The organism is Methylobacterium sp. A49B (assembly GCF_053346215.1).
In genome coordinates, this window is sequence record NZ_JBKFBO010000127.1 from 104,449 (window position 1) to 131,243 (window position 26,795).

Below are 26,795 nucleotides of genomic sequence, written 5' to 3' on the forward strand. Positions count from 1 at the left end.
AGATCACCGGGCAAGGCGCCGGGTGACACCTCCGTGACATCTATTCCCACTTGACCCTTGCCAAATCCGCGCAGCGGTCTGTAATGATGACGACCCCTTTCCGGTCCCGTCGGCCGCCGCAACGGCCCGCGGACGCGGCCGAATTCCTCGCGAAAACGGGCGCGGTGTCGCGGCGGGCCCTGTCGGCCCGCCTGGCGGCGACGGGTGTCTTCCCCGATCGGGCAGGTGTCGCACGTCGCGGCGGAGATCCTCCGTCGCACCCCAGGAATTCACGGCCGGTCCCATCCGGCCGAGAGTGTTTCGCGAGGTCGGGACAACGATGGACGGACGCACGGCCCAGCAGAGCGCTGCGCGTGCCCCGGAGGCGCAATCGGTGCGTCGTCCCGGTCCGTCCCTCTACCCGGCCTGTTTCAACCCCAGGCGCCAACGGCGCCGAACGGCGGTTGACGGCAATTTCCCCTCGAATCCATCCGCCTCGGCGACGAGGCCGGCACCGCGCCCGACAGGTTTGACGTCGGGCGAGGTGCCGCCGGGACCACGGGCACGGAGAACGACGTCGGCCGCCATGCCGAGAGTCCGACATGGCCAACAAAATGCTGATCGACGCGATGCACCCGGAAGAGACCCGGGTCGTCACGGTCCACGGGTCTAGGGTCGAGGAGTTCGACTTCGAAGCCGCCAACCGGCGCCAGCTGCGCGGCAACATCTACCTCGCCAAGGTCACCCGCGTGGAGCCGTCGCTCCAGGCGGCCTTCGTCGAGTACGGCGGCAACCGCCACGGCTTCCTGGCCTTCAACGAGATCCACCCCGACTATTACCAGATCCCGCTCGCCGACCGGCAGGCGCTCCTCGAGGAGGAGGCCCGGGACGCCGAGGAGCACCGCGAGCGCGAGGAGCGCCGCCGCCGCTCGCCCCGCCGCTCCCGCGGCCGCCGCGCCGAAGCCCGCGCCCGCAGCACGGACGAGACGGTGAGCGCCGAGGACACGTTCGAGGATACGACCGACGCGCTGCAGGTCGACGTGCAGGCGGCGGATCAGGCCCCCGAGGAAGCCGCGGTCGCCCCCACCGGCATGCCCGACACCCTCGCCGAGAATCCCGAGGTGGTGCAGGAGGCCCTCGCCTCCGAGACCGCGGCCGCCGACATCGCCGAGCCGCAGGCCGAGTCGGCCCCGGCCGGCGAAGCGGTCCACGAAGCGGCCCCTGAGGCCGGCAACCCCGCGCCGACCGAGGCGCAGCCCGCCCACGCCGCCACCGACCAGGACAGCCCGGCCGAGCCCGAGGCCCGCATCGCCGTGGCGGAGGCCCTGACCGTGGCGGAGGAGCCCGCCGAGGCCGTTGCGGAGGATACCGCGGACGCGTCCGGACTGACCGCGGCGCCCGTGGGCGAGGCCGACGACCTGTCCGACGAGGAGGACGAGGAATCCGACGAGGAGGATGAGGACGAGGACGAGTCTGAGGACGACGAGGACGAATCCGACGAGGATTCGGACGAGGAATCCGACGATCCCGACGCCGAGCCCAAGATCGCCCAGGTCGGCGGCAACGGCGACGCGCTGGCCGAGATCCCCGAGCGCCCCCGCCACTACCGCCGCCAGTACAAGATCCAGGAGGTGATCAAGCGCCGCCAGATCATCCTGGTGCAGGTGGTCAAGGAGGAGCGCGGCACGAAGGGCGCGGCGCTCACCACCTACCTGTCGCTCGCCGGCCGCTACTCGGTGCTGATGCCCAACACCGGCCGGGGCGGCGGCATCTCCCGCAAGATCACCTCGGCGGCCGACCGCAAGCGCCTCAAGGAGGTCGTGCAGGACCTGGAGGTGCCGGAGGGGATGGGCGTCATCCTGCGCACCGCCGGCGCCTCGCGCTCCAAGCCCGAGATCGCCCGGGACTTCGAGTACCTGATGCGCCTGTGGGAGTCGGTCCGCGAGCTGACGCTGACCTCGATGGCCCCAGCGCTGGTCTACGAGGAGGGCTCGCTGATCAAGCGCGCCATCCGAGACCTCTACAACAAGGATCTGGACGAGGTTCTGGTCGCGGGCGAGGACGCCTACCGCGAGGCCAAGGACTTCATGCGGATGCTGATGCCCGGCCAGTCCAAGGTCGTGAAGCCCTACCGCGACCCGACGCCGATCTTCGCCCGCTTCGGCGTCGAGCAGCAGCTCGACGCGATGTTCTCCACGCACGTCTCGCTGAAGTCCGGCGGCTACCTCGTGATCAACCCGACCGAGGCTTTGGTCTCGATCGACGTGAATTCGGGCCGCGCGACCCGCGAGCACGACATCGAGGACACCGCCCTCAAGACGAACCTGGAGGCCGCCGAGGAGGTCTCCCGCCAGCTCAGGCTGCGCGACCTCGCGGGCCTGATCGTCATCGATTTCATCGACATGGAGGAGAAGCGCAACAACCGCGCCGTCGAGAAGAAGCTCAACGAGTGCCTGAAGAACGACCGCGCCCGCATCCAGGTGGGCCGGATCTCGCCCTTCGGCCTCTTGGAGATGAGCCGCCAGCGCATCCGCACGGGCGTCCTTGAGTCCTCCTCGATCCCCTGCGCGCATTGCGGCGGGTCCGGCTTCGTGCGCGCCACCGCATCGGTGGCGCTCCACATCCTGCGCTCGATCGAGGAGGCGCTGCTCAAGTCGGCCTCCCACAACCTCGTCCTACGGACCCGCACCGAGGTGGCGCTCTACATCCTCAACCAGAAGCGCGGACACCTGCGCGAGCTGGAGGTGCGCTTCGGCGTGACGATCACGATCGCGGCCGACGAGCGGCTCGCCGCCACCGCCGCCTTCCAGCTCGACCGCGGCGAGCCGGCCCAGCGGGCCGAGGGCCCGGTGACGGGCGTACGCGCCCAGGCGATCTCGCCCACCACCGAGTTCGACGACGAGGACGAGGAGGTCGATGAGGCCGAGGCCGAGGCGGACGTCGAGGGCGAGGCCGAAGAGGGCGGTGCCGAGGCCCGCGAGGACGGATCCCGCGACGAGGGCGACGGCCGTCGTCGGCGCCGTCGCCGCCGCCGCCGCGGCGGCCGGCAAGAGGGCCGTTCCGAGGACGAGCGCCAGGGCGGCGAGCGTCCGGAGGAGGACGACCGCGAGGACGGCCGGGACGAGGATTGGGAGGGCGAGGACGCGGCCGAGGCCGGGGAGCCGTCCGAGCCTGCGCCGGCCGCCGCGGCCGAAGCCCGGGAGCCCGACGCGGCTGTGGCCGGGCCGGACGAGTCCGCCCGCGCCGAGGACGAGGGCGGGCGCCGCCGTCGCCGCGGACGCCGGGGCGGACGCGGGCGCGGCGAGGGCCGCACCCGGGATGCGGCCGAGGCGGAGGATGCCCCCGAGGCGACGGGCGATACGGTCGCCCTGTCGGCGGAGGAGCCGGTGAGCGCGCAGGCCGTGGCGGAAGCCGTTGAGGCTGTATTGTCGGAAGGCCGGGGCGAGACCGCGGTCGATCGACCCGTCGCTGCCGCGCCGGAGACATCCGCGACCGGGGGTGCCGACGCGGCACCGGACCGCGCGGCCGCTCGCGGGACTGAGCCCGAGCCTGCCCAGGTAGCGGCCGGTGAGGCGGCCCGTGAACTTGACCTTGAGCCGGCGCCGGAGCCCGTGGCGGTTGTGCTGACGCCGCCCGCCGATCCGGACCGGCCGAAGCGCGCCGGATGGTGGTCCCGGACGAAGGCCGCGCTCACGGGCGAGTGAATACGGGCGTCCGGAGAATTTCGCTCCGGGAGCACCATCAAACCTCGGTCCGTTCGGCGATAAGCTGCAGCACAGCCGCTTATCGCCGGCGATGTCGCGGGATCATCTTTCACCATTGATTGAAGATTCCGTGCGACTTTCGCTCTGATTGAAAGGGCGGAGGTTACAGCATGTTCAGCTTGCGCCGGCGGCGTCAGAACCAGGGCGCGGCCGATCCCATCGGGCTGGCGCGCGTCCCGGCCGAGGCGATTATCGCGCCGGCCGTCACGGCGCCGGTCTCGGCGGCCCCGAAGCCCCCGGCCGCCCCGGCGGCGAGCCGTGCTTGGCTGCCACTTCTGGCCCGGCTCTCGGCGTCGGCCTCGGATGCCGGCGTCTCGATCGGCTGGATGACCCACGACGCCTCCGGCACCGCCGAGCAGGCCCGCCTGATCGCCGCCGCCAGCGAGGAGCTCGCCGCCACCACCGGTGAGATCGCCGCGCGCTCATCCTCGGCGGCGGAGACCGCCGAGACGGCGCGCGCCGGCATCGCCACCTGCGTCGGCGACCTCCAGCGCGCCTCGGACGGCATGCGCGGGATCGAGGAGGGCACCGAGGAGATCGGCAGCCGCCTCGACAGCTTCTCGGCCGCGGCCCTGCGCATCGAGGAGATGGCCGGGACCATCGCGGCGATCTCGGCGCAGACCAACCTGCTGGCGCTCAACGCCACCATCGAGGCGGCGCGGGCCGGCGAGGCGGGTCGCGGCTTCGCCGTGGTGGCCGCCGAGGTGAAGACCCTGTCGGCCCAGACCGCCAAGGCGACCGACGAGATCCGCGCCCGGGTGAACGGCCTGCGCGAGGAGATGGCGGCGATGCAGGCGGCCGTGACGCGCAGCCGCAGCGCCGTCGAGACCGGCGCCGCCGCCATGGTGCGGGCCAATGCCCGGGTCGAGGCCGAGAGCGGCGCCGTGGCGACGGTCGCGGCGCAGATGCGCGATGCCTCCGAGATCATGACCCAGCAGATCCAGGCGACGGGCGACATCGCGCGCAACGTCGGCCAGATCGCGCAGGGCACCGACAAGGCCCGCCGGGAGATCGGCGATGCCCTCGCACAGCTCGAGCAGATCGAGGATCTGAGCCGGACCCTGCTCGACCAGCAGGAGCGCGAGGGCGCGGACCTGCTGGTCGCCCGCATCCCGGCCGATTGCGCGGCCTGGCGCCGGGCAATGGCGGCAACCCTGGTCGGGATGCGCTCGGCGGATGCGCCGCCGCCCGGAATCCCCGCCGATCCGGCACGGCCGGCGGCCGTGGAGGCGCCCCTGGCACAGGCGCGCGAGCAGGCGGCGGCGCTTGCCCGTCACGTCCGCAGCCAGGCCTGGGACGACGCCACCAAGGCGTTCATGGCCTTCGAGGCCGCGGTGGCTGAAGCCCGGGCGGCGGCCGGCTGACGGGCCGGCCCGGCGATCGCGGGCCAGCACGACCGTCTGCCGCCTCATACGATGTCGGGTTGAACGCTCCGGTTGACGCCGCCCTCACCGTCATCACGAGCGAAGCGACGTGACCCAGGGGAGCGCGACCTGCAGGTGGCGCCGACTGGGTCGCTGCGTTCCGCTCGCGTGGACGGCGAGGCGGACGGCATCAACCGGACACGCATCCCGGGCGTCGCAGGAAGCCCGGATCCGCGAGAGCATGCTGAACGCGGGCGGTCCGGAACGGCGCCCCGCCCTGCCCGCAGAGCCGCTCCGGAGTTCAGGCCCCGTTGTGCCGGCTCGGGACGGCGGGTTCACCCTCCCGATCAGCGGGCCGATCCCGGTACCCCGCCCGGGATGATCCGGCCAGCCTGATCGGCCGCTAGCGCGGCGGCTTGGACCCGGAAGGCGCCGGCTCGTCGTCCGTCCGGCGCTCCCGCTCCTTGCGCAGTTCCCGCTCGGCGAGGAGCCAGAACTCGATCTCGAACCCCTCCGGGCGGTGATTGCGCTCCCACAACTCGTAGGCGCGTTCACGGATCTGCTCGAAGGTGATGCCGCCCGGAGCCGGCACCAGAGCGTGTGTGTCGTCGGGCACGGGCGGATAGCCCGGCTCAGGAGGCAGGCGTGGATCGGACTTCACGGGGGCTGCCCGCCGGATCAGGAGGCCGGCTTGTCGAGATAGGCGGCCACACTGGTGATCCGGCTGCCCACCATCGTCACGGCCTTGCGCAGGCGTTCCTCGCTCACGCCGAAGCGCTGCGCCCACGCCTCGCGCGTGGTGCGGTCATAGATATCGATGTGCGTCTTGCCTCGGGATTCGGTGGACATGCTGTGCCCGCTCTGATGATCGATGAGCCGCGGCCGCGCCGGGCTGTCTGTCGAGACAACAGGACGTCCTCGATTTCGGTTGCCGCGCCCGATGCGCGGCCGGCAACGCCGGTGGACGGGTCAGTGCGGCCGTGTCGCGGGCCGTGGGGCGGGATCCAGAAGCGGCTCCGGCTGGGCGGTCTCCTGCCGGACCCGCGCGGCCACGAAGGCCGTCAGCAGCGGCACGAGCAGCGCCGTGACCACCACGCTCGCCGCCACCAGCACGGTCGCGGGGCCGGCGGCCTCCGCGTAGGCCGGGTTCGCGGCCGCGATGATCGCCGGCACGGCGGCGGCGTTGCCGGCCGTTGACGCGGCGGCCACGCCGGCGACGCCGTTGCCGCCCGTGAGCCGGTCGGCCACGAACAGGGCCGCTCCGGTCACCGCCACCACCGCCACGCCGAGCCCGATGCCCAGGAGGCCCGCCTGCCAGATCTTGGCGAGGTCGAGCCCGAAGCCGAGCGCGAAGGCGAAGAACGGGATCATCACCGGCGCCGCCCCCGACAGGAAGGCGCGCATGTCGCGGTCGAGGTTGCCCAGCACCATCCCGATGAGCAGCGGCAGGATGCTGCCCACGAGGGTCGGCCACGGGAAGGCGGAGAGGCCGGCGAGGCCCAGGGTCACCATGGTCAGGAACGGGCCGGATTCCAGGCTCATGATGGCGTAGGCGCCCGCATCCTTCGGACGGCCGAACTGACCCATGAGGGCGAGGTAGAGCCCGCCATTGGTGTCGTTCATGGCGGCGACGATCGCGAGCGTCGAGATCCCCGCGAAGGCGCCGCCGACCACCGGTGCCTCGCCGAGGACGTGCCCGAACACCACGCCCATGATCGCCGCCATGCCGACCTTGGCGGCCAGCAGGACGCCGCCCTTGCGGGCGATCGCCGGAGTGGCACGGAAGTCGATGCCCGCCCCCATGCAGACGAAGAAGACCGCCAGGATCGGGAGGGCGCCGTTGAACAGGGCGCCGGTGAAGGACCCGAAGAACGTCGCGGTGTTCGGGAACAGCGTGTGAAGGATCGCGCCCAGGAACAGCGGGACCACCATCAGGCCGCCGGGGATACGCTCCAGGGAGCGCTTGATCGGAATCTGCATGGGCCGTCCTCCGGTGTCGCCCGCATCCCAGGTCTGACACCCGCCGTCCCCCCGGCGCGCCTGCTACAACCTTTCGCCGAGCACGCGCAACACGCACACAACACTTGGCAGGTGCCGGGATTTCATTGACAAGCCGGCGGGTTCATCGCTTGTAAGCGCGATAACAAGCTGACAATACGCGCCGCTGTGCAAGCCGTCCGGCAGGGCCGGCCCGAACGCGCGGATCGGAGATCGGGGATCCGCCTCCCGATGATCGTCCTGCCTTAGCCCCGTCATGACCCGCCTGCGCCTCATCGCCGACGATCTCACCGGTACCCTGGACACCGCGGCCGGGTTCACCGGCCTGTGCGGGCCGATCCCGGTGGCGTGGCCGGAACTCCTGTCGGCGGAGGCTCCCGGATGCCTGGCGATCGATTCCGGCACCCGAGAGCTGTCGGCGGACGTCGCCGCCCGGGTCGTCGGTGATCTGGCCCCTCGGCTCCACGGCGCCGACGTCGCGTTCAAGAAGGTCGACAGCCTGCTGCGCGGCCCCTGGGCGGCGGAACTCGCCGCGGTGATGCGCCTGGGTCCCTGGAGCCGCTGCGTCGTGGCGCCCGCCTTCCCCTATCAGGGCCGCCGCACGGTGGACGGCCGACAGCTCGCCCGGCGCGACGGCGTTTGGGACGCGGTCTCCGGCGACATCGCCGAGGCCCTGCGCGCAGCGGGTCTGCCGGCGCGCAGCGCCGCCGCGGCCGACGGCCCCGTGGCCGGCGTGGCCATCTACGATGCGGCGAGCGACGACGATCTCGCCCGGATCGCGGAACTCGGCGACGACGGTCCGGTCCTGTGGTGCGGGAGCGGCGGCCTTGCGGCGGCCCTGGCGCGGGGCGCGGCGCCGCCGAGCGACCACCGCCTCGCCGGTCCCGTGCTCGGCCTCTTCGGCTCCGACCGGCCCGAGACCGCGGCGCAGCTCGCGGCCTGCGGCCCGCACCACCGGATCCTCGCGCCCGACGATCCCGACCATGCCGGATCGCTCGCGGCGTCCCTCGACCGGAACGGGGTCGTGCTGGCGAGTCTCGCGCTGCCCCGGGGCACGGCCCGCGAGGCCGCGGCGGCGCGGATCGCCGAGACCTACGCGGGCGCGGTCGGCCGGATCGCGAGGCCGGGCACGCTGCTGGTGGCCGGCGGGGAGACGCTGAAGGCCCTCTGCCTCGCCCTCGGGGTCGAGCGCCTCGACGTCACCGGCCAGATCATCCCGGGCTTGCCGCGCTCGACCCTGCGGGGCGGCCGCTGGGACGGGCTTGCGGTGGTGTCGAAATCCGGCGCCTTCGGAACGGAGGGCGTCTGGCGCGATCTACTTCACAGCAACGGATTCCCGCCCGACAGGAGCGACGCGTGACCTCACATCTGGCCATCACCATGGGCGATCCGGCCGGCATCGGCCCGGAGATCATCGTCAAGGCCGCCGCCCGGCTCAAGGATCGGATCGATGCGGGCGACCTGAAGCTCATGGTCATCGGCAGCGCCCCGGCCCTGCGCCGGGCGGAGGAGGCTCTGGGGCTCCTCCCCGGGCGCATCCCCGAGGTGTCGGAGGATGGCGACTGGCCGTCTCTGTGTTGCCTCCAAGCCGACGCGGAGGGCGCGCCGATCGAGCCGGGCCGGCTCTCGGCCGATGGCGGGCGCTTCGCCTACAAGGCGATCGAGGCCGGGGTCCGCCTCGCCATGGCCGGCCGGATCGGCGGCATCGTCACGGCGCCGCTCAACAAGGAGGCGCTCAACAAGGCCGGCTACCACTACGCCGGCCACACCGAGATGCTGGCGGAGCTGACCGGCGTGCGCGGCTCGGTGATGATGCTGGCTCACGGCAACATGCGGGTCTCCCACGTCACCACCCACGTCGCCCTGGAGGACGTGCCCAAGCGCCTGACGCCGGAGCGCCTGCGCCTCGTGATCGACCTCACCGACAAGGCGCTGAAGGGCCTGGGCCTCGCCCGGCCCAAGATCGCCGTGGCGGCGCTCAACCCGCATGCCGGCGAGGGCGGCCTGTTCGGGCGCCAGGACATCGACGTGAGTACCCCAGTGATCGCGCAGGCCAATGCCGACGGTCTCGACATCCACGGGCCAGTGCCGGGCGACACGGTGTTCGTGAAGCTGCGCGCCGGCCAGTACGACGCGGTGGTGGCCATGTACCACGACCAGGGGCATATCCCGGTCAAGCTCCTGGGCTTCGAGATCGACCCGGCCACGGGGAAATGGATGGACCTGTCGGGGGTGAACATCACCCTGGGCCTGCCGATCATCCGGACCTCGGTCGATCACGGCACCGCCTTCGACATCGCCGGCAAGGGGCTCGCCAACGAGCGCAGCCTGATCGAGGCGATCGAGTTCGCGGAGCGGCTGGCCGGCAACCGGCAGACTGCCTGAGGATCAAGGGAAGCGGTGTCGGCCGTTGGATAGAGACGACCGCGAGTCTCCAAGCCGCGCCCTCATCCTGAGGTGCCGGAGCGTGAGCGGGGGCGTCGACGAAGCTCTCCAGATCGCGCCGAGCTCCCTGGAGCCGTCTTTCGAGGCCCGCTGAAGCGGGCACCGCAGGATGAGGGCGCGGATGCGAATGCCGGTCCGATGGGTGTCTCCACGCGATCGGGACCTTTCCGGCACGTCGATGCAGCGCAATGCTCGCTCGGCGAGACGTGTTTCACGTGAAACAAAACCAGAACACAAGCGTCAGCGCGCGTCGACCTCCTCCCCGACCCCCTCGCAGGCGAAGGGCGAGGGCGGCGCCTCGACGCCGCGCCAGCGCGCGTAGGCCCAGGGCCGGTACCAGGCCGCGTCGTCGGGCAGGCGCTCCGGCACGAGGTCGATGCCGTGGGTGCCGAACGGCCCGCACCGGCAGATCCGCGCGAAGCCCATCCAGCCGCCGGGCCACAGCCCATGCCGGGCGATGGCCGTGTCGGTGTATTCGGAGCAGCTCGGCCAGTGACGGCAGTGGCGGCCGATCAGGCCCGACAGGGTGAGCTGATAGGCCCGGATCGCCCAATGCGCCGCGCGCCGGAGCATGCCCTCACGCGGCCTGCCGCTTGGCGGCGATCTGGTCGAGGGCGTCCACCACCGCGTCGAAGGTCAGGAGCGTCGAGGCGTGGCGCGCCTTGAACTCCCGCACCGGCTCCAGCACCGCAAGGTCCGCCCAAGCGCCGTCGGGCGCCGGGCCGTTCTCCTTGAGCATCGCCCGCATGGTCTCGCGGACGCCGCGGAGCTCCTCTGCACTGGCGCCGACCACGTGCCGGCCCATCAGCGACGAGGAGGCCTGACCCAGGGCGCAGGCCCGGACCTCGTGGGCGAAGTCGGCGACCCGGCCGTCCGCGCCGAGCACGAGGTCGACCGTCACGGTCGAGCCGCACAGGCGGGAATGCGCGGTCGCGCTCGCATCCGGGTTCTCAAGGCGGCCGAGCCGCGGGATGTCGGCGGCGAGTTCGAGGATGCGGCGGTTGTAGATGTCGTCGAGCATCGGATCCTCGGCCGGGGGGCGCAGAGCCCTCAAGTTCTTCGGGACTCTGCCACGCGGGACGCGCATCGTGTGCGCATTGCGCGTTGCCCCGCGAACGATGATATAGGCCCCCTGCGGCCACTTCGCGAGGAGGCGGGCCGTTGACCAGGGTCGCGCCCACGGCCACGGTGGATTCTACGGCTTTTCGTCCATCCCGGGGCGCCGGCTTGAAACCTTTTCGAGCCCGGGACCTTCCCTCGAACGCCCGACGCGATCCGACGATGTACGCCAAGCCCGACAGCACCCCGATGAAGTCCCGCATCGCGCGGGCCGGAGATGCCATGGATGCCGCGCTCAAATCCCTGTCGTATCAGGGCGACGGCCAGGGTTTCGACCGGAACGGGATCGACGGGCAAGGTCTGAACGGCATGCGCAATGACAATCGGCCGGCGGATGACGGCCGCGCCGTCGATATCGCCCCGGAGCCGGCCTCCGCCACCCGGGTCCCGGACGGGATCGAGACCGGCCGCCCGAGCCGCGCCGAGGCCGAGGCTGCGGTGCGCACGCTCCTGCGCTGGGCCGGCGACGATCCGGCCCGCGAGGGCCTGCTCGACACCCCGGCCCGCGTCGCCAAGGCCTACGAGCAATTGTTCGGCGGCTACGCGGTCGACGCCGAGAAGCTGCTGGAGCGCGTCTTCGAGGAGGTCGAGGGCTATTCGGACATCGTTCTGGTGCGCGACATCCCGTTCCATTCCCACTGCGAGCACCACATGGTGCCGTTCATGGGACTCGCGCACATCGCCTATTACCCGACCCGGGGCGTGGTCGGCCTGTCGAAGCTCGCCCGGGTGGTCGACACCTTCGCCCGTCGCCTGCAGACGCAGGAGACCATGACGGCCCAGATCGCCGACGTGATCGAGAGCATCCTCAAGCCCCGCGGCGTCGCCGTGATGGTGGAGGCCGAGCATCTCTGCATGGCGATGCGGGGCGTGCAGAAGGCCGGCGTCTCGACCATCACCAGCCAGTTCCGCGGCGTGTTCAAGGACAACGCCAACGAGCAGGTCCGCTTCCTGACCCTGGTGCGCGGCGGCGCCAAGTAGTCTACAGCACGCCCAGATTCGGGGATTGCCGCTTCACGCCATGACCGCGCGCGACACCGCTTTCGACGCCCCCGGCACCCGGGCCGCGGTCGAGGAAGGCGCGGCCTTGACGCCCCGCTTCGACCGGGACGGCCTCGTCGCCTGCATCGCGGTGGACGCGGTGGACGGCCGGGTGCTGATGCTCGCGCACATGAACGCCGAATCGCTGGCGCGCACGATCGAGACCGGCGAGGCGTGGTACTGGTCGCGCTCGCGGGGCGAGCTCTGGCACAAGGGCGCCACCAGCGGCCAGATCCAGCGCGTCGTCGAGATGCGGGTCGATTGCGACCAGGACGCCCTGCTGATCCGCGTGGAAGTCGGCGGCGACGGCGGCTGCTGCCACACCGGGCGGCGGGACTGCTTCTACCGCCGCGTCGTCCGCGGGCATGACGGGCGTGCCCGGCTGGAGCCCGTCGGGGCATGAACCCGTCCCTTGCCACCCGGTGGCAAGAGTGTCCGGCCGTCGTCCATTTCCAGCCCGGCACCGTCGAGCCGGTCCGGCCTCCGCCCAGGGCCGGTCCGCGGATCGGGCTGGCACTGGGCGGCGGCTCGGCCCGGGGCTGGGCGCATATCGGGGTGATCCGCGCCCTGGAGGAGGCCGGCATCCACCCGACCGTGGTGGCGGGCTGCTCGATCGGCGCGGTGGTGGGCGCCTGCTACGCGGCCGGGCGGCTCGACCGGCTCGAAGCCTTCGCCCGGGCGCTGACCCGGCGCCGGGTGGTCGGGCTCATCGACCCGCGGCTGCCGGGGTCCGGACTGATCGCCGGCAACCGCCTGCGCCAGCGGCTTGCCGCCGATCTCGGCGAGCGCCGCATCGAGACCCTGCCGATCCGCTTCGGCTGCGTCGCCACCGAGTACGGCACCGGCCACGAGGTCAGCCTGACCGAGGGACCGGCGGTGGATGCGGTGCGCGCCTCCTACGCGATCCCCGGCCTGTTCCCTCCGGTGGCCCATGACGGCCGGGTGCTGATGGACGGGACGCTGGTCAACCCGGTGCCGGTGGCGCTCGCCCGGGCGCTCGGCGCCGATCTGGTGATCTGCGTGAACCTCAACGGCGACACCGGCGGCCCGGTGGTGCGCGAGGCGCCGCATCCGCCGCCGCGCCGCAGCGTCCTGCAGCTGATCCGCGGGCGCCTCTCGGGTGCTGAGCGGCCGGAGCCCGAGATCCCCGTGCCGGGCATCGCCCGGGTGGTGCTCGACGCCTTCAACACCACGCAGGACCGGATCTCCCGGTCGCGGCTGGAGCGCGACCCGCCGGACGTGGCCATCGGCCCGGATCTGGCGGCCTTCGGGCTGTTCGACTTCCACCGGGCCGCGGAGGGGATCGCCCTGGGGTACCGGGCGGCGCGGGCCGCCGTACCGCAGATCCGGGCGGTGGTGGAGGGAGCAGCGGCGCGGGCGTGAGGCCGTCATCCCCCTGTCGCGCCCGCCTGCCAAGGCCACCTTACACACTGGAGGCCTTCCAATGTCCGCAAGCCGCCGTCAGATCCTGCTCTCCGGAGGCGCCGGCCTCGTCGGGCTGGCCACCGGCCTCGCCCGCCCGGGCCTCAGCCGCGCCGCCGACCGGCCGGTCCTGACCCACGGCCTGCAATCGGGCGATGTCGGCACCGACTCGGCAATGGTCTGGGCCCGCGCCGACCGGCCGTCCCGCGCGATCATCGAGTGGGCCACCACCGAGAGCTTTGCCGAGATCCGCGGCGGCGTCTTCGCCGACGCCCTTCCGGAGACCGACGGCACCGTGAAGGTGGCGCTGACCGGCCTGCCCGCCGGCCAGGACGTGTTCTACCGGGTCCGCCTCCAGGATATCGCCGCGCCGACCATCGTCGGCCAGGGGCAGGTCGGGCGGTTCCGCACCGCGCCGGCCGACCGGCGCTCGGTGTCGTTCTGCTGGTCGGGCGATACGGCCGGCCAGGGCTGGGGCATCGACGAGGCCCGCGGCGGCATGACGATCTATTCCGCCATCCTGAAGAACCGGCCGGACTTCTTCATCCATTCCGGCGACACGATCTACGCCGACGGGCCGATCCAGGCCGAGGTGAAGCTCCCCGACGGCAGCCTCTGGCGCAACCGCGTCACCGAGGACGTCGCCAAGCCGGCCGAGACCCTCGCGGAGTTCCGGGGCCGCCACAAGTACAACCTCACCGACCGGAACGTGCTGGCGATGAACGCCGCCGTGCCGATCCTGGCGCAGTGGGACGACCACGAGGTCACCAACAACTGGTGGCCGGGCGAGCCCCTCACCCGCGCCGAGCACCTCAAGAAGAAATACGCCGACCCGAACGCGCTGGCCCTGCAGCTGCGGGCGTCACGCGCCTTCCACGAATACATGCCGATGCGCTTCGAGCCGGCCGAGCCCGGCCGGGTCTACCGGAAGATCGGCTACGGGCCGCTGGTCGACGTGTTCATGCTCGACATGCGCTCCTACCGGGGCCCGAACGGCGACAACACGCAGACGGCGTACGGGCCCGAGTCCTACTTCCTCGGGCCGCAGCAGCTCGCGTGGCTGAAGCGGGCGCTGCTCGACTCGCGCGCCACCTGGAAGGTGATCGCCGCCGACATGCCGCTCGGCCTCGTGGTCACCTACGACACCGACCGCAATTTCGGCTCGGAGGCGGTGGCGCAGGGCGACGGGCCGCCGCTGGGCCGCGAGCTGGAGATCGCCGACCTGCTGCGCTTCATCAAGAGCGCGGGCATCCGCAACACGGTCTGGCTCACCGCCGACGTGCACTACACGGCCGCCCACTACTACGACCCCGGCAAGGCGCAGTTCCAGGATTTCGATCCGTTCTGGGAGTTCGTCTCCGGGCCGCTGCACGCCGGCACCTTCGGGCCGAACGCGCTCGACAACACGTTCGGGCCGCAGCTGCGCTACGTGAAGGCGCCCGACAAGGGACAGGTGAACCTGTCGCCGGCCGCCGGCTACCAGTTCTTCGGCCACGTGGCGGTGGACGGCGCCACCGAGCAGATGACCGTGACGCTGAAGGACGCCGCCGACACCGACCTCTGGCATGTCACGCTCGATCCCGCGAAGGCGTGAGGCGGGCACCCCTGCAAGCGTGCGAATTCACAGGACGCCTTGCAGCTCGAACGAAGGCTTGGAGGCGGGAATCCCCGCGCCCCGCTCGCGGGGAGAGGGCCGCGTCTCCCCCCTTGCTGGGGAGCGCGGCGAGGCGGCAGCCGAGGGTGAGGGGGCGGTTCAGGACGAGCCTCTTCCTGAGGCGCCCCCTCACCGCCGCTCCGGCTGCGCCTCCGCTTCCCGCGCGGACGACGAGGTCCGCGCGGGCCTCTCCCCGCAAGCGGGGAGAGGGGGAACGTCCCCCTACGCCATCGTGATGTAGTCCCGCAGCGCCTGATGCTCGGCCTCGACGGTGGCGATCTTGCGGGCCACCACGTCGCCGATCGACACGAGGCCGATCAGCCGGCCGTCCTCGCAGACCGGCACGTGGCGGAAGCGGCCCTCGGTCATCAGCGTCATGACCTCCTCGATCGTCGTGCTCTTGCCGCAGGTGGTGACGTCCGCGGTCATGTGGGTCGAGGCCGGCGCGTCGAAGGCCGAGCCCCCGTGCCGGGCCAGCGCCCGCATGATGTCGCGCTCGGAGATGATGCCGGCCACCGCCCCGTCCGGATGCGCCACCACGAGGGCGCCGATCCGCTTGTCGGCCAGGATCTGGATCACCTCGTCGAGGGTCTTGTCGGGGCTCACGGTGACGACGGAGCTGCCCTTCTCGGCGAGGATGCGTGCGACGGTCATGGATCTCTCCCTTGTGACGCGGCCGGTGCGCCGTCAGCCCGCGGCGCCTTGGTTACGCTGGTGTCCGGGTGAGCCCGGCTTCTTCACATTGTGGCGAGTGTGTGTCCGATCCGCCGCGTTGGCAAGGTGCTCAGTGCGGCCGCGCCTCCCGCGGGTCGAGCAGCGGGAACAGCAGGAAGCCCACGATGAAACCGCCCAGATGCGCGTCCCACGCGATGGCGGCGTTCTCGCCGACGAGGGGCACGCTGACGAGGCCGAACAGCAGGTTGGTCAGCAGCCAGATCGCCAGGAATGACACGGCGGTCCGGTTGCGCAGGAGCTCCGGGATCGTCTCGGCGGCCCGGTGCGGCGGCAGCTGCCAGGACGGGCCCCGGTAGCCCGAGGCCGGCGGCTGGAACACGAACCGGGCGGCGGCGGCCATCAGGGCCGAGATGCCTGCCGAGGCGCCGACCAGCGGCCCCGCGCTCAAGGGATCGACCAGCACGTGCAGCACGCCGCCGGCCGCCGTGCCGGCCAGGGCCAGGGCGCCGAAGCGCAGGGCCCCGCAGCGCCGGGCCACCGGCGATCCGAAGGCGGCGAGCCAGACGCTGTTGAAGATCACGTGCATCCACGAGCCGTGCAGCAACGCGTAGGTGACCAGCGTCCACGGCTGGAGCGCGTGCTCGCCCACGATGTAGCGGGCGAAGGCTTCGCGCGCGGCGTCCAGGCTGGCATCGCCGCCATCGGCCGCCGCGCGGATCACCTCGGAGGCCCGGCCGGGATCGAACCACACCGTCCAGCGGGCGGGGACGAGGGCGAGATCGAGGACGACGCGGATGTCGAGCGTATCCGGCAGCAGGAACTCGCGCACCGCCTGGATCAGCAGGAGCAGCCCGATCGAGAGCGTCACCACCCCCGGCATGTTGAAGACGGGCACGCGGCTCTGCCGCGGAAATTCGGGGGAGGCATCCATCGCGGCACCATGTCGGGGCTCGGGGCGGATGGGCAAGCCCCGGCGATCTATTGACGCTCGCGGATGAAGACGGCGCGTCTCAAATTCTCAGTCGATATAGGGTTAACAGCCAAGCTGTCTTGGAACTCAGCAGCTTCGCGGCCTCCGCCGGCTCGGATGCGCGATGCCGGCGACGCCGGCGCCCAGAACCTTGTGGCGCCCGGAATCCGATTCAGCCACAAGCCGCCCCCGGACAGCGTCCGCGAATCGAACGGCACGGGGCGTGCGCGGCGACGCCGTGAGAGCCCGGTTCGGCCGGCCACAGCCTCGCGGATGTGCCAGATCGACCCAGGGATGAACAACAGGCGTTTAGAGTCGGGACACCGATGAAGAATCCCACCAGCCGCATGCTTCACGCCTACTGGGAGCGTCTGCGCGGCGAGCGTTCCGCGCCGGAGCGGGCCGAGATCGAGCCGGGCGAGATCCGCCACCTCCTCGCCGACAGCCTGATCCTCGAGCTCGACATGGCCGCGCGCGCCGCCACTGTCCGGCTCGCCGGGACGCGGGTCTGCGCCCTCTACGGCCAGGAACTGAAGGGCGCGCCCTTCGCCCGGCTCTGGGGCTCGCAGGCGCCCGACCCCTGGCGCATCGTGGAGATCGTCGCAACCGATACGCTCGGCGTCGTGGCGGGCCTGCGCGCCACCAACACGGCCGGCGAAGCCGCGGACCTCGAACTCCTGCTCCTGCCGCTGCGGCACCGCGGCCGCACCCAGGTCCGGGCGCTCGGCACCCTCAGCCTCGACGGCGCGCCGCCCTGGATCGGCCTGCGCCCGCTGGTTCAGGCGGAGACCACGTCCCTGCGCATCCTGCCGAGCCGGAGGCCGGAGGCCGGACCGCCTGCGCGGCCGGCGGTCCGATCCGGGGCCGGCTATCCGGGACCGGTGCGCCGCGGCCACCTCTTCGTCCACGCGGGCGGCCGGATTTGAGGAGTATTCCTGACCTAGATCAATTCGAACCCCCGATTATGACTATTTTACACGAACAACAGAGATCACAGCATCGCAGTCACTCGGCCGGTCTGCGGTGGTGCTTGATCGCCGAAATATCCGCGCAAAAGGCGCGGAACTGAAGGAGGAAAAGGGTTTCGTAACCGTCGGATTCTAGTCTGCAGCTTCGATTATCGCGGCGCAGGGCCAATTTCTGGATGATCGCGGTCGACGCCACCGCCAGACGAGAGTTTCGCGCGGCCCCCGAGCCGGCGCGCGGTGCCGCCGATGCGCGCCGTCACCAGCGGGTGCGGGTCGCCGTCCTCGGCCGCTACATGCTGGCCGACCGCCGGGAATATCCGTGCCAGACGGTGGACATGTCACCGGGCGGCGTGCGCCTGACCTGCGCCGTGCTGGGCGAGGTCGGCGAGCGGGTGGTGCTGTACCTGGAGCATATCGGCCGGATCGAGGGCACGATCGCCCGCCACTGCGCGGACGGGTTCGCGGTCCAGCTCAACGCCACGCCGCGCAAGCGCGACAAGCTCGCCTCGCAGCTGACGTGGCTCGCCAACCGGGAGATCCTGGGCCTGCCGGAGGGGCGCTCCCACGAGCGCCTCGTGCCGACCCACACGGCGGTGCTCCTGCGGCTCGACGGGGGGCGCGAGATCCCGGCCCGGCTCATCGACATCTCGATGTCGGGCGTCGCGATCGCCTGCCCGGCCACGCTGCCGCTCGGCGCCGCCGTGACTGTGGGCAGCACCCCGGGGCGGCTGGTCCGCTACTTCGAGGGCGGCTTCGGCGTCCAGTTCCTGCTGCCGCTCTCCCCCGACCGCTTCCACGCCGGGATGACGCTGTAGGGCGTCCCCGGCCGGTCGTCGCCCGGGTGCCCGACCTCAGATCTTCTTGGCGAGCTGCGCCGCGGTGTCCTCCGCCGGGCGCGACAGGTCCAGGGCGCCGAGGAAGCGGTTCCGGGCGTCCATCACGTAGACCAGGGCGGTGTGCTCCATCGTGTAGTCGCCCTCCTTGCCGGGGACCTTGCGGGCATAGGCGCGGTAGGCCTTCTCGGCGGCGGCGACCTGCTCGGGGCTGCCGGTGAGGCCGGTGATGCGCGGGTCGAAGCTCGACAGGTAGGTCTTCAGGCTCGCCGGATCGTCGCGCTCGGGGTCAACCGTGATGAAGGCGACCCGCATCCCCTTGCCCTTCGGCCCCAGGGCGGCCAGCACGTCGGAGATCTGCTGCAGGGTTGTCGGGCACACGTCCGGACAATGGGTGAAGCCGAAGAACAGGAGATGCGTCGCCCCGGCGAAGTCGCGCTCGGTGACCGTGCGGCCGTCCTGATCCACCAGGGTGAACGGGCCGCCGACACCGGGCACGCCCACCGGCGCCTTCTCGGGCAGGAAGGCGAACACCGCCGCGCCGGTCAGGCCGACGAGGCCGAGGCAGAAGGCGAGAAGCGGGACGAGGGCGCGGCGCATGGAACGGGTTCCGACCTCCGGACGGGGGCCGGCACAGCACAGAACAGCGCGTCGAGGCAAGCCGGCACGGTGCCGCCTTGCCTCGGCGTGCTGCCGTCAGGGCTTCCGCGCCGTCTCCCCGGCGGGGCTGGCGGGGGCGGCGCCCTTCGGCGGCTCCTTGCCGAGATAGACGTATTCCGGCGCGGCGCGGAGCTGGTCCTTGGTCGTGTCGATCCGGGCCTGGAGGGTCTTGTCGTCGGTCCGGTCGAGCTTGAGCACGGAGGGATCGACCGCGACGTATTTCGAGCCGATCCCCAGGAAGCCGCCGACCCCGATGATCCAGGCCTTCACGGCGCCCTTCTGGTCCAGGACGAAATCGGCGATCTGCCCGATCGTCTCGTTGGCGCCGTTCACGACGCTCGAACCGATCAGCTTGCTGGCCACCATGTCGTCGGGGGTCTGGGCCACGAAGGTCGGGCGCAGGCTGTCGGCCATGGTGGCGGGCTGGCCGGGCACCGGGGTCGCGGCGCTGCCGCCGTCCGCGTTGGGGCCGGCATTCTGCGCCGCGGCGGTGGCGAGGCCGGCCAGCAGGAGGGCCGAGGCGAGGAGCGGGATGCGCATCGGAGCAGGTCTTTCGGACGGGAGCCGCGGACGAGGGTCGCGCCGCCTCAAGGTTCCGGCGGGGTTTAAGTTCCGCGCATTCTCGCGGGACTTCGGCGGGTCTCGGGGCCGGCGCGGCGGTTTGCCGGCTGCGCATCGGCGATGCCGGACTTTGACGGTCGGGCGTCCGGCCGCCACAAGGCCGGTGCCATGCTCCGCCTCGCGATCTACCAGCCCGACATCCCGCAGAACACCGGCACGATGCTGCGCATGGCCGCCTGCCTGGGCCTGGCGGTGGAGATCGTGGAGCCGGCGGGCTTCGACGTCTCGGACCGGCACCTGCGCCGCTCCGGCCTCGACTACCTCGACCACGTGGCGATCACCCGGCACCGCTCCTTCGCGGCCTTCGCGGCGTGGCGGGCCGAGGCCGGGATCCGGCTCGTCCTCGCCACCACGTCGGGTGCCCTGCCCTACACGGATTTCGCCTTCCGCCCGGACGATTGCCTGATGGTCGGGCGCGAATCCGCCGGCGTGCCGGAGGCGGTCCACGCGGCGGCCGATGCCCGGGTGGTGGTGCCGATCCGGCCGGGCCTGCGCTCCCTCAACGTCGCGGTGGCGGCCGCGATGATCGCCGGCGAGGCCCTGCGGCAGACGGCGGGGCCGGCGCGGCCTGACGTCTAGGATCCGCCTTCAGGATCGGCCGGCCGTGCGCGCAGCGGCGCGCGACCCTGCCCGGTCGTGTGGTGCAGATCGTGGGGTCTGCGCGGGCCGTGACGAACCGGCCGCGGCCCTTCGTCGGCGCACCGCGCATGCGCGATCGTCCGCAGGCGGGCGGCCATGTCTGGAACCGGACGCCCCGCGACGCCGGCTGGATGATGCGCCGTCAGGCCGCGACGCGCGCGTGCCGGCCACGGCCCTTGCGCCGGAGAAAAGCGAAGGTCGCCCCAGCCAGCAGCAGACCGACGCCCGTGTTCACCGCGGGCGACGGCGCACCACCGGATCCGCCACCGGACCCGCTGCTGACACCACCGCCACCGCCACTCGGGATCGCGGCGAGCAGAGCCTCCAGGAGATTGGCGTTCGCCTCCAGCGTGGGCGCGCTGCCGGACCCACTGCCGGCTCCACTGCCGGCTCCTGGCGCCGAGGAGAACAGAGCCTCCAAGGACCCCGTACCCTGCGCGAGACCAAACTCGCCCGCGCCATTCCCGAAAGCCTGTCCACCAATCCCGTTGGGACTGGCGGTCGAATTACTGACACTGTAATATAAAGCATTCCCTCCATTGCCGATCGGCGAATAGCCGGGATTTGCGCGGGTGAAGCCGCCGACGGATATATTATTTCCGCCCGAGACATAACCGCCAATATTCAAGCTGTAAGATTGCCCGATCAGATCATAAGGATCCGAGCCGGTCGATATTACCGTCGTGGCGGATCCACCCGCCGCCGAAAGGGTGCTGCTTCCATGGGCCGAACGTACCCCGAGATCCCGGCGTGCACGGGCCTTTTCGAGTCGGCCGTCGCTCCAGAGTTGAAGGGCGTTCATGTCGTCCGTCGCCAGCACGGTTCGACACGCCGAACTCGTCGTCGCGCAGGCGTTGAAGGTCCCGTGCAGCGCCTCGACGACGGTCCTGTCCTTTTCAGAAACGATGTGGACAACGGTGCCTCGGATGCCGATCGTCGCCAGGGGGGTCCGCAGCTGATATTTGTCGGCCGTGTGCGGGCCGCCGGACGCGATCCGCATCGCTCCGGAGAGAAGGCTCAGCCCGATCTGCAACACGGTCTTGTCCGCGTCGTAGACGTAATTATCGAGCTTGACTGTCGAGTTCGGAAAAATCTTCAGCGTCGTCTTATCGGTGAACTGAAGTATGACAGCACCGATGCCGCCGGTCTGCACGACGTCGTCTTTGAACACATCAATCCCGACCTGCAGACGTCGCTCCTCCTGTTCGACCGACGTGCTCTTGACATCGGGCACCACGAGTTCCGCCTTGCCGATATTCATCGTCCTCCCGAAGGCGGTGCCGTCGAGCAGAAGACCAGCCATGGCGGTGGCGCAACAGACTCGAACAGCGGGCTTCACAGGGCCTCCGGTCGAAGGGCGTCGAGATTCTTGTCGCCGATCTCTGCTCAGCAGAGACAATCTTCCCGTTCAGTATAGCAGCGCGTACTCAGTGTCCATCGCGACACAGCGATTGCATTTCTGCTTTCAGCCGGATGGGCTTTCTCTCAAATCAATCAGCCAAGCTTCCCACGGGCTGCGCGACAGACACCGTCCCACGCGATGGGCGGAGGATCCGACATGAAGACCTCCGTCCATTCTCCGCAGGGCCGGTGCAGGCCATCAATGCGCACGCCTGTCGCAAGTTGCATTGCCGCGAGAGGGCCGACCGTCGCGAAACCGGTCGCCTCGGTCCTTCATGCACGCCGGCGCGACGGCCGGACCCGGCCGATCGCAGCGGACCTGATCCGCGGCCCTCCGGCTCGGTGGGCGCGTCTTCGGTGCGGCTCCCACGAGCACCGCGGAGGGACCTCGACCGCGCCCTCAGTCCGGCCGGTCCAGACCCTGGTGGCGCCAAGGGGAGGCCGACCCGCCAGGGGCGGTCAGGACGTCAGAGGGTTGTGGCCGCCCGCTGCCGTCGCGTCGGCTGGATCATCGCCTCCAGTTCCAGCAGCTTGTTGAGTTCCGCCTCGGTCAGCAGGCCCTCCTCCAGAACGAGGTCGGCGACCGGCCGGTTCTCCTTCAGCGCGCGCTGCGCCACGCGCGAACTCGCCTCGTAGCCCAGCGTCGGGGCGAGCGCCGTCACCAGCCCGATCGAGCCCTGGACGAGGGCGCGGCAACGCTCCCGGTCGGCCTCGATGCCGTCCACGCAGCGCTTCGTGAGCGTATCCACCGCCGCCGTGAGCATGCGCAGCGAGGAGAGCACGCAGTAGCCGATCGTCGGCTCGAAGGCGTTGAGCTGCAATTGCCCACCCTCGGCGCACAGCGTCACGGTCAGATCCTGGCCGATGACCATGTAGGCGACTTGGTTCACCACCTCGGGGATCACCGGGTTGACCTTGCCCGGCATGATCGAGGAGCCGGCCTGCACGGCCGGAAGCCGGATCTCGCCAAAACCCGTCCGCGGGCCGGACGACAGCAGCCGCAGGTCGTTGCAGATCTTCGACAGCTTGACCGCCACCCGCTTGAGCGTCCCCGAAAACAGCACGAAGGCGCCGAGATCCGACGTCGCTTCGATCAGGTTCGAGGCCAGCACCATCGGCTGGCCGGAGACGCGCGAGAGTTCCTCGACGGCGAGCGCGGCGTAGCGCGGATCCGCGTTGATCCCGGTGCCGATCGCCGTGGCCCCGAGGTTCACCTCGCGGAACAGCCCGACGATCTCGCCCAGGCGCGCCACATCCTCCTTGAGGGTGGCGTGGAAGCCGTCGAATTCCTGGCCGAGCGTCATCGGCACGGCGTCCTGAAGCTGGGTGCGCCCCATCTTGAGCACGTCGGCGAACTCCACCGCCTTGCCCTTGAAGGCGTAGGCGAGGTCATCGAGCGCCTTGATGAGCGGCTGCGTCCCGAAAATCACCGCCAGCCGGAGAGCGGTCGGGTAGGCGTCGTTGGTGCTCTGCGCCATGTTCACGTCGTCATTGGGATGGAGCGCGGCGTAGTCGCCCGGCTTCCGTCCCATCAGGCCGAGCGCCACGTTGGCGATGACCTCGTTGGTGTTCATGTTGGTCGAGGTGCCGGCGCCGCCCTGGATGGCATCGACCACGAAGGCGGCGTCGTAGCTGCGGTCCTCGGCGACCACGGTGCAGGCCCGGTCGATCAGGTCGGCCTTGCCCGGCTCGAGGTAGCCGAGGCGTCGGTTCGCGCGGGCGGCGGCCTGTTTCACCAGGGCGAGCGCCCGGACGAATTCCGGGAAATGGCCGACCGGCACGCCCGTGATCGGGAAGTTGGTCACCGCGCGCTTGGTGTGGATGCCCCAGAGCGCGTCCGCCGGGACCTCACCATCGCCGAGCAGATCGTGCTCGGAGCGGGTCCTGGCGGGCTCCAGTTCCACGGTTCGCACGGTGGCGACCGCGATCTCGGCGGATGGGGCTGCCTGGGCCGGCGCGGCCGGCGCCGCCGCTCCCGTTCTCCGGCCCGCACTGGGATGCTTCCGCGCCATCTGACTGCCCCCGTTTCAGGTGTTCGCCTTGCGGTCTTCAGAGATCGCCCGCTCGATTATTGTCGTTCCGGCCGTGCTCCGCATCCGGACGCGCGTGCCGTCAGCGACAGAACCGGCATGTGCGTCGCGCCTTGGCGCGGCTCCCTCGGCGCCTCGGGCCACGACCGGGGCGCCCCAGACCTGCCGGATGTCGGCGCTCGCGCGGCGCCGAGCCTGCGGTCGGCGTTCCGGGGCTGCCGCTCCTGCGTGGCCGGATCCTGTGCGGTCAGGGCGCTCTCTGCCGAAAGGGACGCCGCATCGGTGCCGGAGAGCGCGTCACGACAGAGGCGTGGAGTTGTGCCCGATGGCAACGCGCACGGTACGCGACAGGACCCAGTCGGACGGTGTTCCCGCGGATCCCACCCATCCCCCTCATCCTGAGGTGCGGCGCAGCCGCCTCGAAGGAACCCTCCAGGGATCGCGCGGCTGGCTGGAGGGCTCCTTCGAGGCCTCGCTGCGCCCCGGCACCTCAGGATGAGGGGGCGAACTGGACAGCCGAACCGAGGCGTCCTGGCTTGGGTCGTGTCCCGTGCGCAACGTGATCGGGCACGGCTTTAATAGCGGTCCTCCGCCGAAATTCCCGCGCCAGGGTTGAGCTCGAGCGGTGCTTCGACTGTGGCGTCCGGCTCGCGCGGTGGCGCGGGCCGGCGCGGCTTGTTCATGGGAGCCGCCGGCGCGGGGGCCGGCTTCGCTTTCGGGGTTGCTCCGGGCGGTCCTTGCGGTCCGCGCGGACCAGGGGGGCCGGCCAGACCATCGCTGCCCGGGGCACCGCGGGCACCCTGCTTCCCTTCCGGACCGGGCGGACCTTGGATCCCGGGCGCGCCCACCGGCCCGGTTTGGCCGATCGGTCCAGCTTCACCTTTCGGCCCGGGCGGACCGGGCGGACCGGGCGGACCGGGCGGACCGGCCGGACCCGCGAGGCTGGGTCCCTGCGGGCCGCGCTGGCCGCACTCGCCGACCACCACATCACGCGCCTCGCTCGCCGTGCGGAGCGCCACGATGCAGGTCGGGGGGTGATAGACGACGTGGAATTCGAAGTAGCCGCGCCGGTCGGATTTCTGGGAAAAGCGTCCGTCGAGGAGAACTTCAGCGTCGAGCTCGTCGGAATGGCCCAAAATCCAAAGCTCACCGCCGGTGATCTTGGCCGCCTCGATCTTTATTTCTGCCGTCGCGCGCGAAATCTGCGCGAAGAACACCAGGATGCCGAGCGCAGCCGAACCATATTTGACGTGTCGCAGCATCGGCCGATCCAAAGCATATCGAACCCAAGATGCATAAAAATTGTGGCACAACAATAATCCAAGGCGTCGACCGAGGACTTCACCGGGGATTACGGACCCTCCACGCCGCGCTGCAGCGCACCCTGTGCCGGACCACGCCGCTGGAGGCGCGCGAGCCGCCAGGTCGGGTCGCCGGCAGTCTCGACGCGCGGAGCGCAGCGTAGCGGCGACGCGCGATGGTCCGCGCACGGGAGCCGGAACGCGGCAACGGATCCCGCCTCGCCCACTTGGTACGATAGACTCCGCCCACCGTGAGACGCACCCCGTGGAAGACCCCGCCTTCAGGCCCTCCCGGCGCCACGCCGATCTCGGGGCCGCCTTCTTCGATGCCGTGACGCCGGCCCGGTTCCCGCAGACGATCCTGCGCTACCGCAACCAGGCCTGGGCGGAGCGGGTCGGCCTCGGCGGCCTCTCCGAGGCGGACTGGATCGCCCATTTCGCCCGGTTCGAGCCCCTGCTCGGCAGCTTCGAGAGCCCGCTGGCGCTGCGCTACCACGGCCACCAGTTCCGCTCCTACAATCCGGAGCTCGGGGACGGCCGCGGCTTCCTGTTCGCTCAGCTCCACGACCGGGCGGACGGGCGCCTCCTCGACCTCGGCACCAAGGGCAGCGGCACCACGCCCTGGTCGCGCGGTGCCGACGGGCGCCTCACCCTGAAGGGCGGCGTGCGCGAGGTGCTGGCGACAGCGCTCCTGGAGGCGCAGGGCGTCTACACCTCGAAGAGCTTCAGCCTGATCGAGACCGGGGAGGATCTCGTGCGCGGCGACGAGCCCTCGCCGGCCCGCTCCTCCGTGCTGGTGCGCCTGTCCCACGGGCACATCCGCATCGGGACCTTCCAGCGCTTCCTGGCGCTCGGCGAGACCGACAACATCGCCCGGCTCCTCGACCACACCATCGAGACCCACCGGCCGGAGCTCTGGCGGGAGCGCCTGGAGGACAGAGGCGTCGCCTTCCTGGAGGACGTCGTCGCCCGCGTGGGCCGCCTCGGGGCGCAGTGGGCGGCCGCGGGTTTCGTCCACGGAGTCCTCAACAGCGACAACATCAACGTCACCGGCGAGAGCTTCGATTACGGCCCCTGGCGCTTCCTGCCCCATTTCGACCCGGACTTCACCGCGGCATATTTCGACGAGACAGGGCTCTACAGCTTCGGCCGCCAGCCGGAGGCCTTGTACTGGAACCTCTGCCGGCTCGCCGACTGCCTGCTGACCCTGGCACCCCAGGCGCGTCTGGAATCCGCGCTCTCGCGCTTCGGGCCGGCCCTGCAGGAGGCCTTCGCGCAGGCACTGTTCCGCCGGCTCGGCCTCGCCGCGGCGCCGCAGCCGGAGGCCGACCGGTTGGTGTCCGCGGTCTGGCGGTTCCTGGCCGAGACGCGGGCCCCCTTCGAGCGGTTCTTCTTCGACTGGTACGGAGGCCTCGCGAGCGCTGATCGCGCGCAGGCCGGGCCGTCCGCGACCCATTACCGCGCCGAGGCCTTCGCGCCGGTGCGGACCGCGCTGGGGCCGCTCGCGCCCGCGCCGGGGGCGCGGCTCGACCACCCCTACTTCGCAGAGGCGCCCTGCACGCTCCTGATCGACGAGGTGGAGGCGTTGTGGGCGCCGATCGCCGCGGCGGACGACTGGTCCCAGTTCACCGCCAAGCTCGACGCGGTGGCCCGGATGGCCGAGGCCTGCGGCACCGCGCCCGCATCGGCCTGAGCCGCCTCCTCCGCCAGGCGACGGCGCTCCTCCGCGTAGCCCCCCGCGATGGCGAGGTCGACCAGCCGCCGGGTCAGCCGGAAGGCCAGCCAGAACAGGGCGAGGCAGACGAACGTCGCGGCGGCAGCCTTGAGCGGGTCCACGGGGTTCCTCCGGTGATCTCCCTCCGATGACGCGGTCCTCATAGAGCCGACGTGGCGCGGGACGCAATTCGACTT

General features: G+C 71.3%; 24 protein-coding genes. 12 read left to right on the forward strand and 12 right to left on the reverse strand.

The features are described from left to right. Window positions 1–581 precede the first annotated feature (581 nt). Both ACLBX9_RS26085 and ACLBX9_RS26090 read left to right on the forward strand, forming a co-directional pair. Window positions 582–3,683, forward strand: a complete 3,102-nt coding sequence (locus ACLBX9_RS26085; protein ID WP_447720951.1) for an Rne/Rng family ribonuclease — start codon at window positions 582–584, stop codon at window positions 3,681–3,683. Window positions 3,684–3,853: 170 nt separating this feature from the next. Continuing rightward, a complete protein-coding gene (locus tag ACLBX9_RS26090; RefSeq protein ID WP_447720952.1) occupies window positions 3,854–5,107 on the forward strand; it encodes a methyl-accepting chemotaxis protein in 1,254 nt (417 codons plus the stop codon). A gap of 403 nt (window positions 5,108–5,510) precedes the next feature. On the opposite strand, the gene ACLBX9_RS26095 is transcribed toward ACLBX9_RS26090, so the two are convergent. The 3 genes from ACLBX9_RS26095 to ACLBX9_RS26105 all read right to left on the reverse strand — a co-directional run bounded on the left by ACLBX9_RS26095 (window position 5,511) and on the right by ACLBX9_RS26105 (window position 7,087). Continuing rightward, window positions 5,511–5,723, reverse strand: coding sequence for a DUF2934 domain-containing protein (locus ACLBX9_RS26095; RefSeq protein ID WP_447720953.1), 213 nt, complete (start codon window positions 5,721–5,723; stop codon window positions 5,511–5,513). Between the two features lie 62 nt (window positions 5,724–5,785). After that, window positions 5,786–5,956 (reverse strand): DUF3606 domain-containing protein, encoded by a 171-nt coding sequence (locus ACLBX9_RS26100; RefSeq protein ID WP_010684954.1) that lies wholly within the window; start codon window positions 5,954–5,956, stop codon window positions 5,786–5,788. 120 nt (window positions 5,957–6,076) lie between these two features. After that, window positions 6,077–7,087, reverse strand: a complete 1,011-nt coding sequence (locus tag ACLBX9_RS26105; RefSeq protein WP_010684953.1) for a 2-keto-3-deoxygluconate permease — start codon at window positions 7,085–7,087, stop codon at window positions 6,077–6,079. Between the two features lie 274 nt (window positions 7,088–7,361). Here ACLBX9_RS26105 and ACLBX9_RS26110 point away from each other — a divergent pair, with 274 nt between their 5' ends. Continuing rightward, window positions 7,362–8,465 carry a four-carbon acid sugar kinase family protein gene (locus ACLBX9_RS26110; RefSeq protein WP_010684952.1) on the forward strand — a complete coding sequence of 368 codons (1,104 nt, stop codon included), beginning with the start codon at window positions 7,362–7,364 and terminating at the stop codon, window positions 8,463–8,465. Next, window positions 8,462–9,490, forward strand: coding sequence for a 4-hydroxythreonine-4-phosphate dehydrogenase PdxA (gene pdxA, locus ACLBX9_RS26115; protein ID WP_447720954.1), 1,029 nt, complete (start codon window positions 8,462–8,464; stop codon window positions 9,488–9,490). The genes ACLBX9_RS26110 and pdxA overlap by 4 nt, the downstream gene beginning before the upstream one ends. Before the next feature lie 300 nt (window positions 9,491–9,790). Here pdxA and yidD read toward each other — a convergent pair whose 3' ends face one another. Together yidD and ACLBX9_RS26125 are read right to left on the reverse strand one after the other, a co-directional pair. Then, the gene (gene yidD, locus ACLBX9_RS26120; protein ID WP_447720955.1) at window positions 9,791–10,123 is read right to left on the reverse strand and encodes a membrane protein insertion efficiency factor YidD; all 333 of its coding nucleotides are present in this window, start codon (window positions 10,121–10,123) and stop codon (window positions 9,791–9,793) included. Between the two features lie 4 nt (window positions 10,124–10,127). Next, window positions 10,128–10,571 carry an iron-sulfur cluster assembly scaffold protein gene (locus ACLBX9_RS26125; RefSeq protein ID WP_447720956.1) on the reverse strand — a complete coding sequence of 148 codons (444 nt, stop codon included), beginning with the start codon at window positions 10,569–10,571 and terminating at the stop codon, window positions 10,128–10,130. Between the two features lie 260 nt (window positions 10,572–10,831). Between ACLBX9_RS26125 and folE the strand changes: the two genes are divergently transcribed. The 4 genes from folE to ACLBX9_RS26145 all read left to right on the forward strand — a co-directional run bounded on the left by folE (window position 10,832) and on the right by ACLBX9_RS26145 (window position 14,726). After that, entirely contained in the window at window positions 10,832–11,650 is an 819-nt protein-coding gene (gene folE / locus ACLBX9_RS26130) for a GTP cyclohydrolase I FolE (protein WP_039893719.1), read from the forward strand. 40 nt (window positions 11,651–11,690) lie between these two features. After that, window positions 11,691–12,113: a phosphoribosyl-AMP cyclohydrolase gene (gene hisI, locus ACLBX9_RS26135; RefSeq protein WP_010684947.1), complete on the forward strand. Its 423-nt coding sequence runs from the start codon at window positions 11,691–11,693 to the stop codon at window positions 12,111–12,113. Then, complete coding sequence (locus ACLBX9_RS26140) at window positions 12,110–13,093, forward strand: patatin-like phospholipase family protein (RefSeq protein WP_447720957.1); 984 nt, start codon at window positions 12,110–12,112, stop codon at window positions 13,091–13,093. Before hisI ends, ACLBX9_RS26140 begins: the two co-directional genes overlap by 4 nt. 61 nt (window positions 13,094–13,154) lie before the next feature. Next, entirely contained in the window at window positions 13,155–14,726 is a 1,572-nt protein-coding gene (locus ACLBX9_RS26145) for an alkaline phosphatase D family protein (protein WP_447720958.1), read from the forward strand. Between the two features lie 282 nt (window positions 14,727–15,008). Here the strand turns inward: ACLBX9_RS26145 and ACLBX9_RS26150 are convergent, their stop codons facing one another. Together ACLBX9_RS26150 and ACLBX9_RS26155 are read right to left on the reverse strand one after the other, a co-directional pair. Next, on the reverse strand, window positions 15,009–15,440 hold the full coding sequence (locus tag ACLBX9_RS26150) for a CBS domain-containing protein (RefSeq protein WP_010684944.1): 432 nt from the start codon (window positions 15,438–15,440) through the stop codon (window positions 15,009–15,011). A 130-nt stretch (window positions 15,441–15,570) separates the two neighbouring features. Continuing rightward, the gene (locus tag ACLBX9_RS26155) at window positions 15,571–16,392 is read right to left on the reverse strand and encodes a rhomboid family intramembrane serine protease (protein WP_010684943.1); all 822 of its coding nucleotides are present in this window, start codon (window positions 16,390–16,392) and stop codon (window positions 15,571–15,573) included. Window positions 16,393–16,757: 365 nt separating this feature from the next. Between ACLBX9_RS26155 and ACLBX9_RS26160 the strand changes: the two genes are divergently transcribed. Then, complete coding sequence (locus ACLBX9_RS26160) at window positions 16,758–17,357, forward strand: PAS domain-containing protein (protein ID WP_010684942.1); 600 nt, start codon at window positions 16,758–16,760, stop codon at window positions 17,355–17,357. Window positions 17,358–17,575: 218 nt separating this feature from the next. Further along, window positions 17,576–18,214, forward strand: coding sequence for a PilZ domain-containing protein (locus tag ACLBX9_RS26165; RefSeq protein ID WP_010684941.1), 639 nt, complete (start codon window positions 17,576–17,578; stop codon window positions 18,212–18,214). Window positions 18,215–18,250: 36 nt separating this feature from the next. On the opposite strand, the gene ACLBX9_RS26170 is transcribed toward ACLBX9_RS26165, so the two are convergent. Further along, window positions 18,251–18,832 (reverse strand): SCO family protein, encoded by a 582-nt coding sequence (locus tag ACLBX9_RS26170; RefSeq protein ID WP_010684940.1) that lies wholly within the window; start codon window positions 18,830–18,832, stop codon window positions 18,251–18,253. 96 nt (window positions 18,833–18,928) lie between these two features. Next, entirely contained in the window at window positions 18,929–19,432 is a 504-nt protein-coding gene (locus tag ACLBX9_RS26175; RefSeq protein WP_010684939.1) for a PRC-barrel domain-containing protein, read from the reverse strand. Between the two features lie 189 nt (window positions 19,433–19,621). Between ACLBX9_RS26175 and ACLBX9_RS26180 the strand changes: the two genes are divergently transcribed. Then, window positions 19,622–20,092 (forward strand): tRNA (cytidine(34)-2'-O)-methyltransferase, encoded by a 471-nt coding sequence (locus ACLBX9_RS26180; protein WP_010684938.1) that lies wholly within the window; start codon window positions 19,622–19,624, stop codon window positions 20,090–20,092. Between the two features lie 202 nt (window positions 20,093–20,294). On the opposite strand, the gene ACLBX9_RS26185 is transcribed toward ACLBX9_RS26180, so the two are convergent. From ACLBX9_RS26185 to ACLBX9_RS26195, 3 genes are all read right to left on the reverse strand, one after another. Beyond that, on the reverse strand, window positions 20,295–21,455 hold the full coding sequence (locus ACLBX9_RS26185) for a FecR domain-containing protein (RefSeq protein WP_039893717.1): 1,161 nt from the start codon (window positions 21,453–21,455) through the stop codon (window positions 20,295–20,297). A gap of 565 nt (window positions 21,456–22,020) precedes the next feature. After that, window positions 22,021–23,565, reverse strand: a complete 1,545-nt coding sequence (locus tag ACLBX9_RS26190) for an aspartate ammonia-lyase (RefSeq protein WP_447720959.1) — start codon at window positions 23,563–23,565, stop codon at window positions 22,021–22,023. 593 nt (window positions 23,566–24,158) lie between these two features. Continuing rightward, window positions 24,159–24,845, reverse strand: a complete 687-nt coding sequence (locus ACLBX9_RS26195; protein WP_447720960.1) for a collagen-like protein — start codon at window positions 24,843–24,845, stop codon at window positions 24,159–24,161. A gap of 304 nt (window positions 24,846–25,149) precedes the next feature. On the opposite strand from ACLBX9_RS26195, the gene ACLBX9_RS26200 reads away from it, so the two are divergent. Further along, the gene (locus ACLBX9_RS26200; protein ID WP_447720961.1) at window positions 25,150–26,577 is read left to right on the forward strand and encodes a protein adenylyltransferase SelO; all 1,428 of its coding nucleotides are present in this window, start codon (window positions 25,150–25,152) and stop codon (window positions 26,575–26,577) included. Window positions 26,578–26,795: the final 218 nt, after the last annotated feature.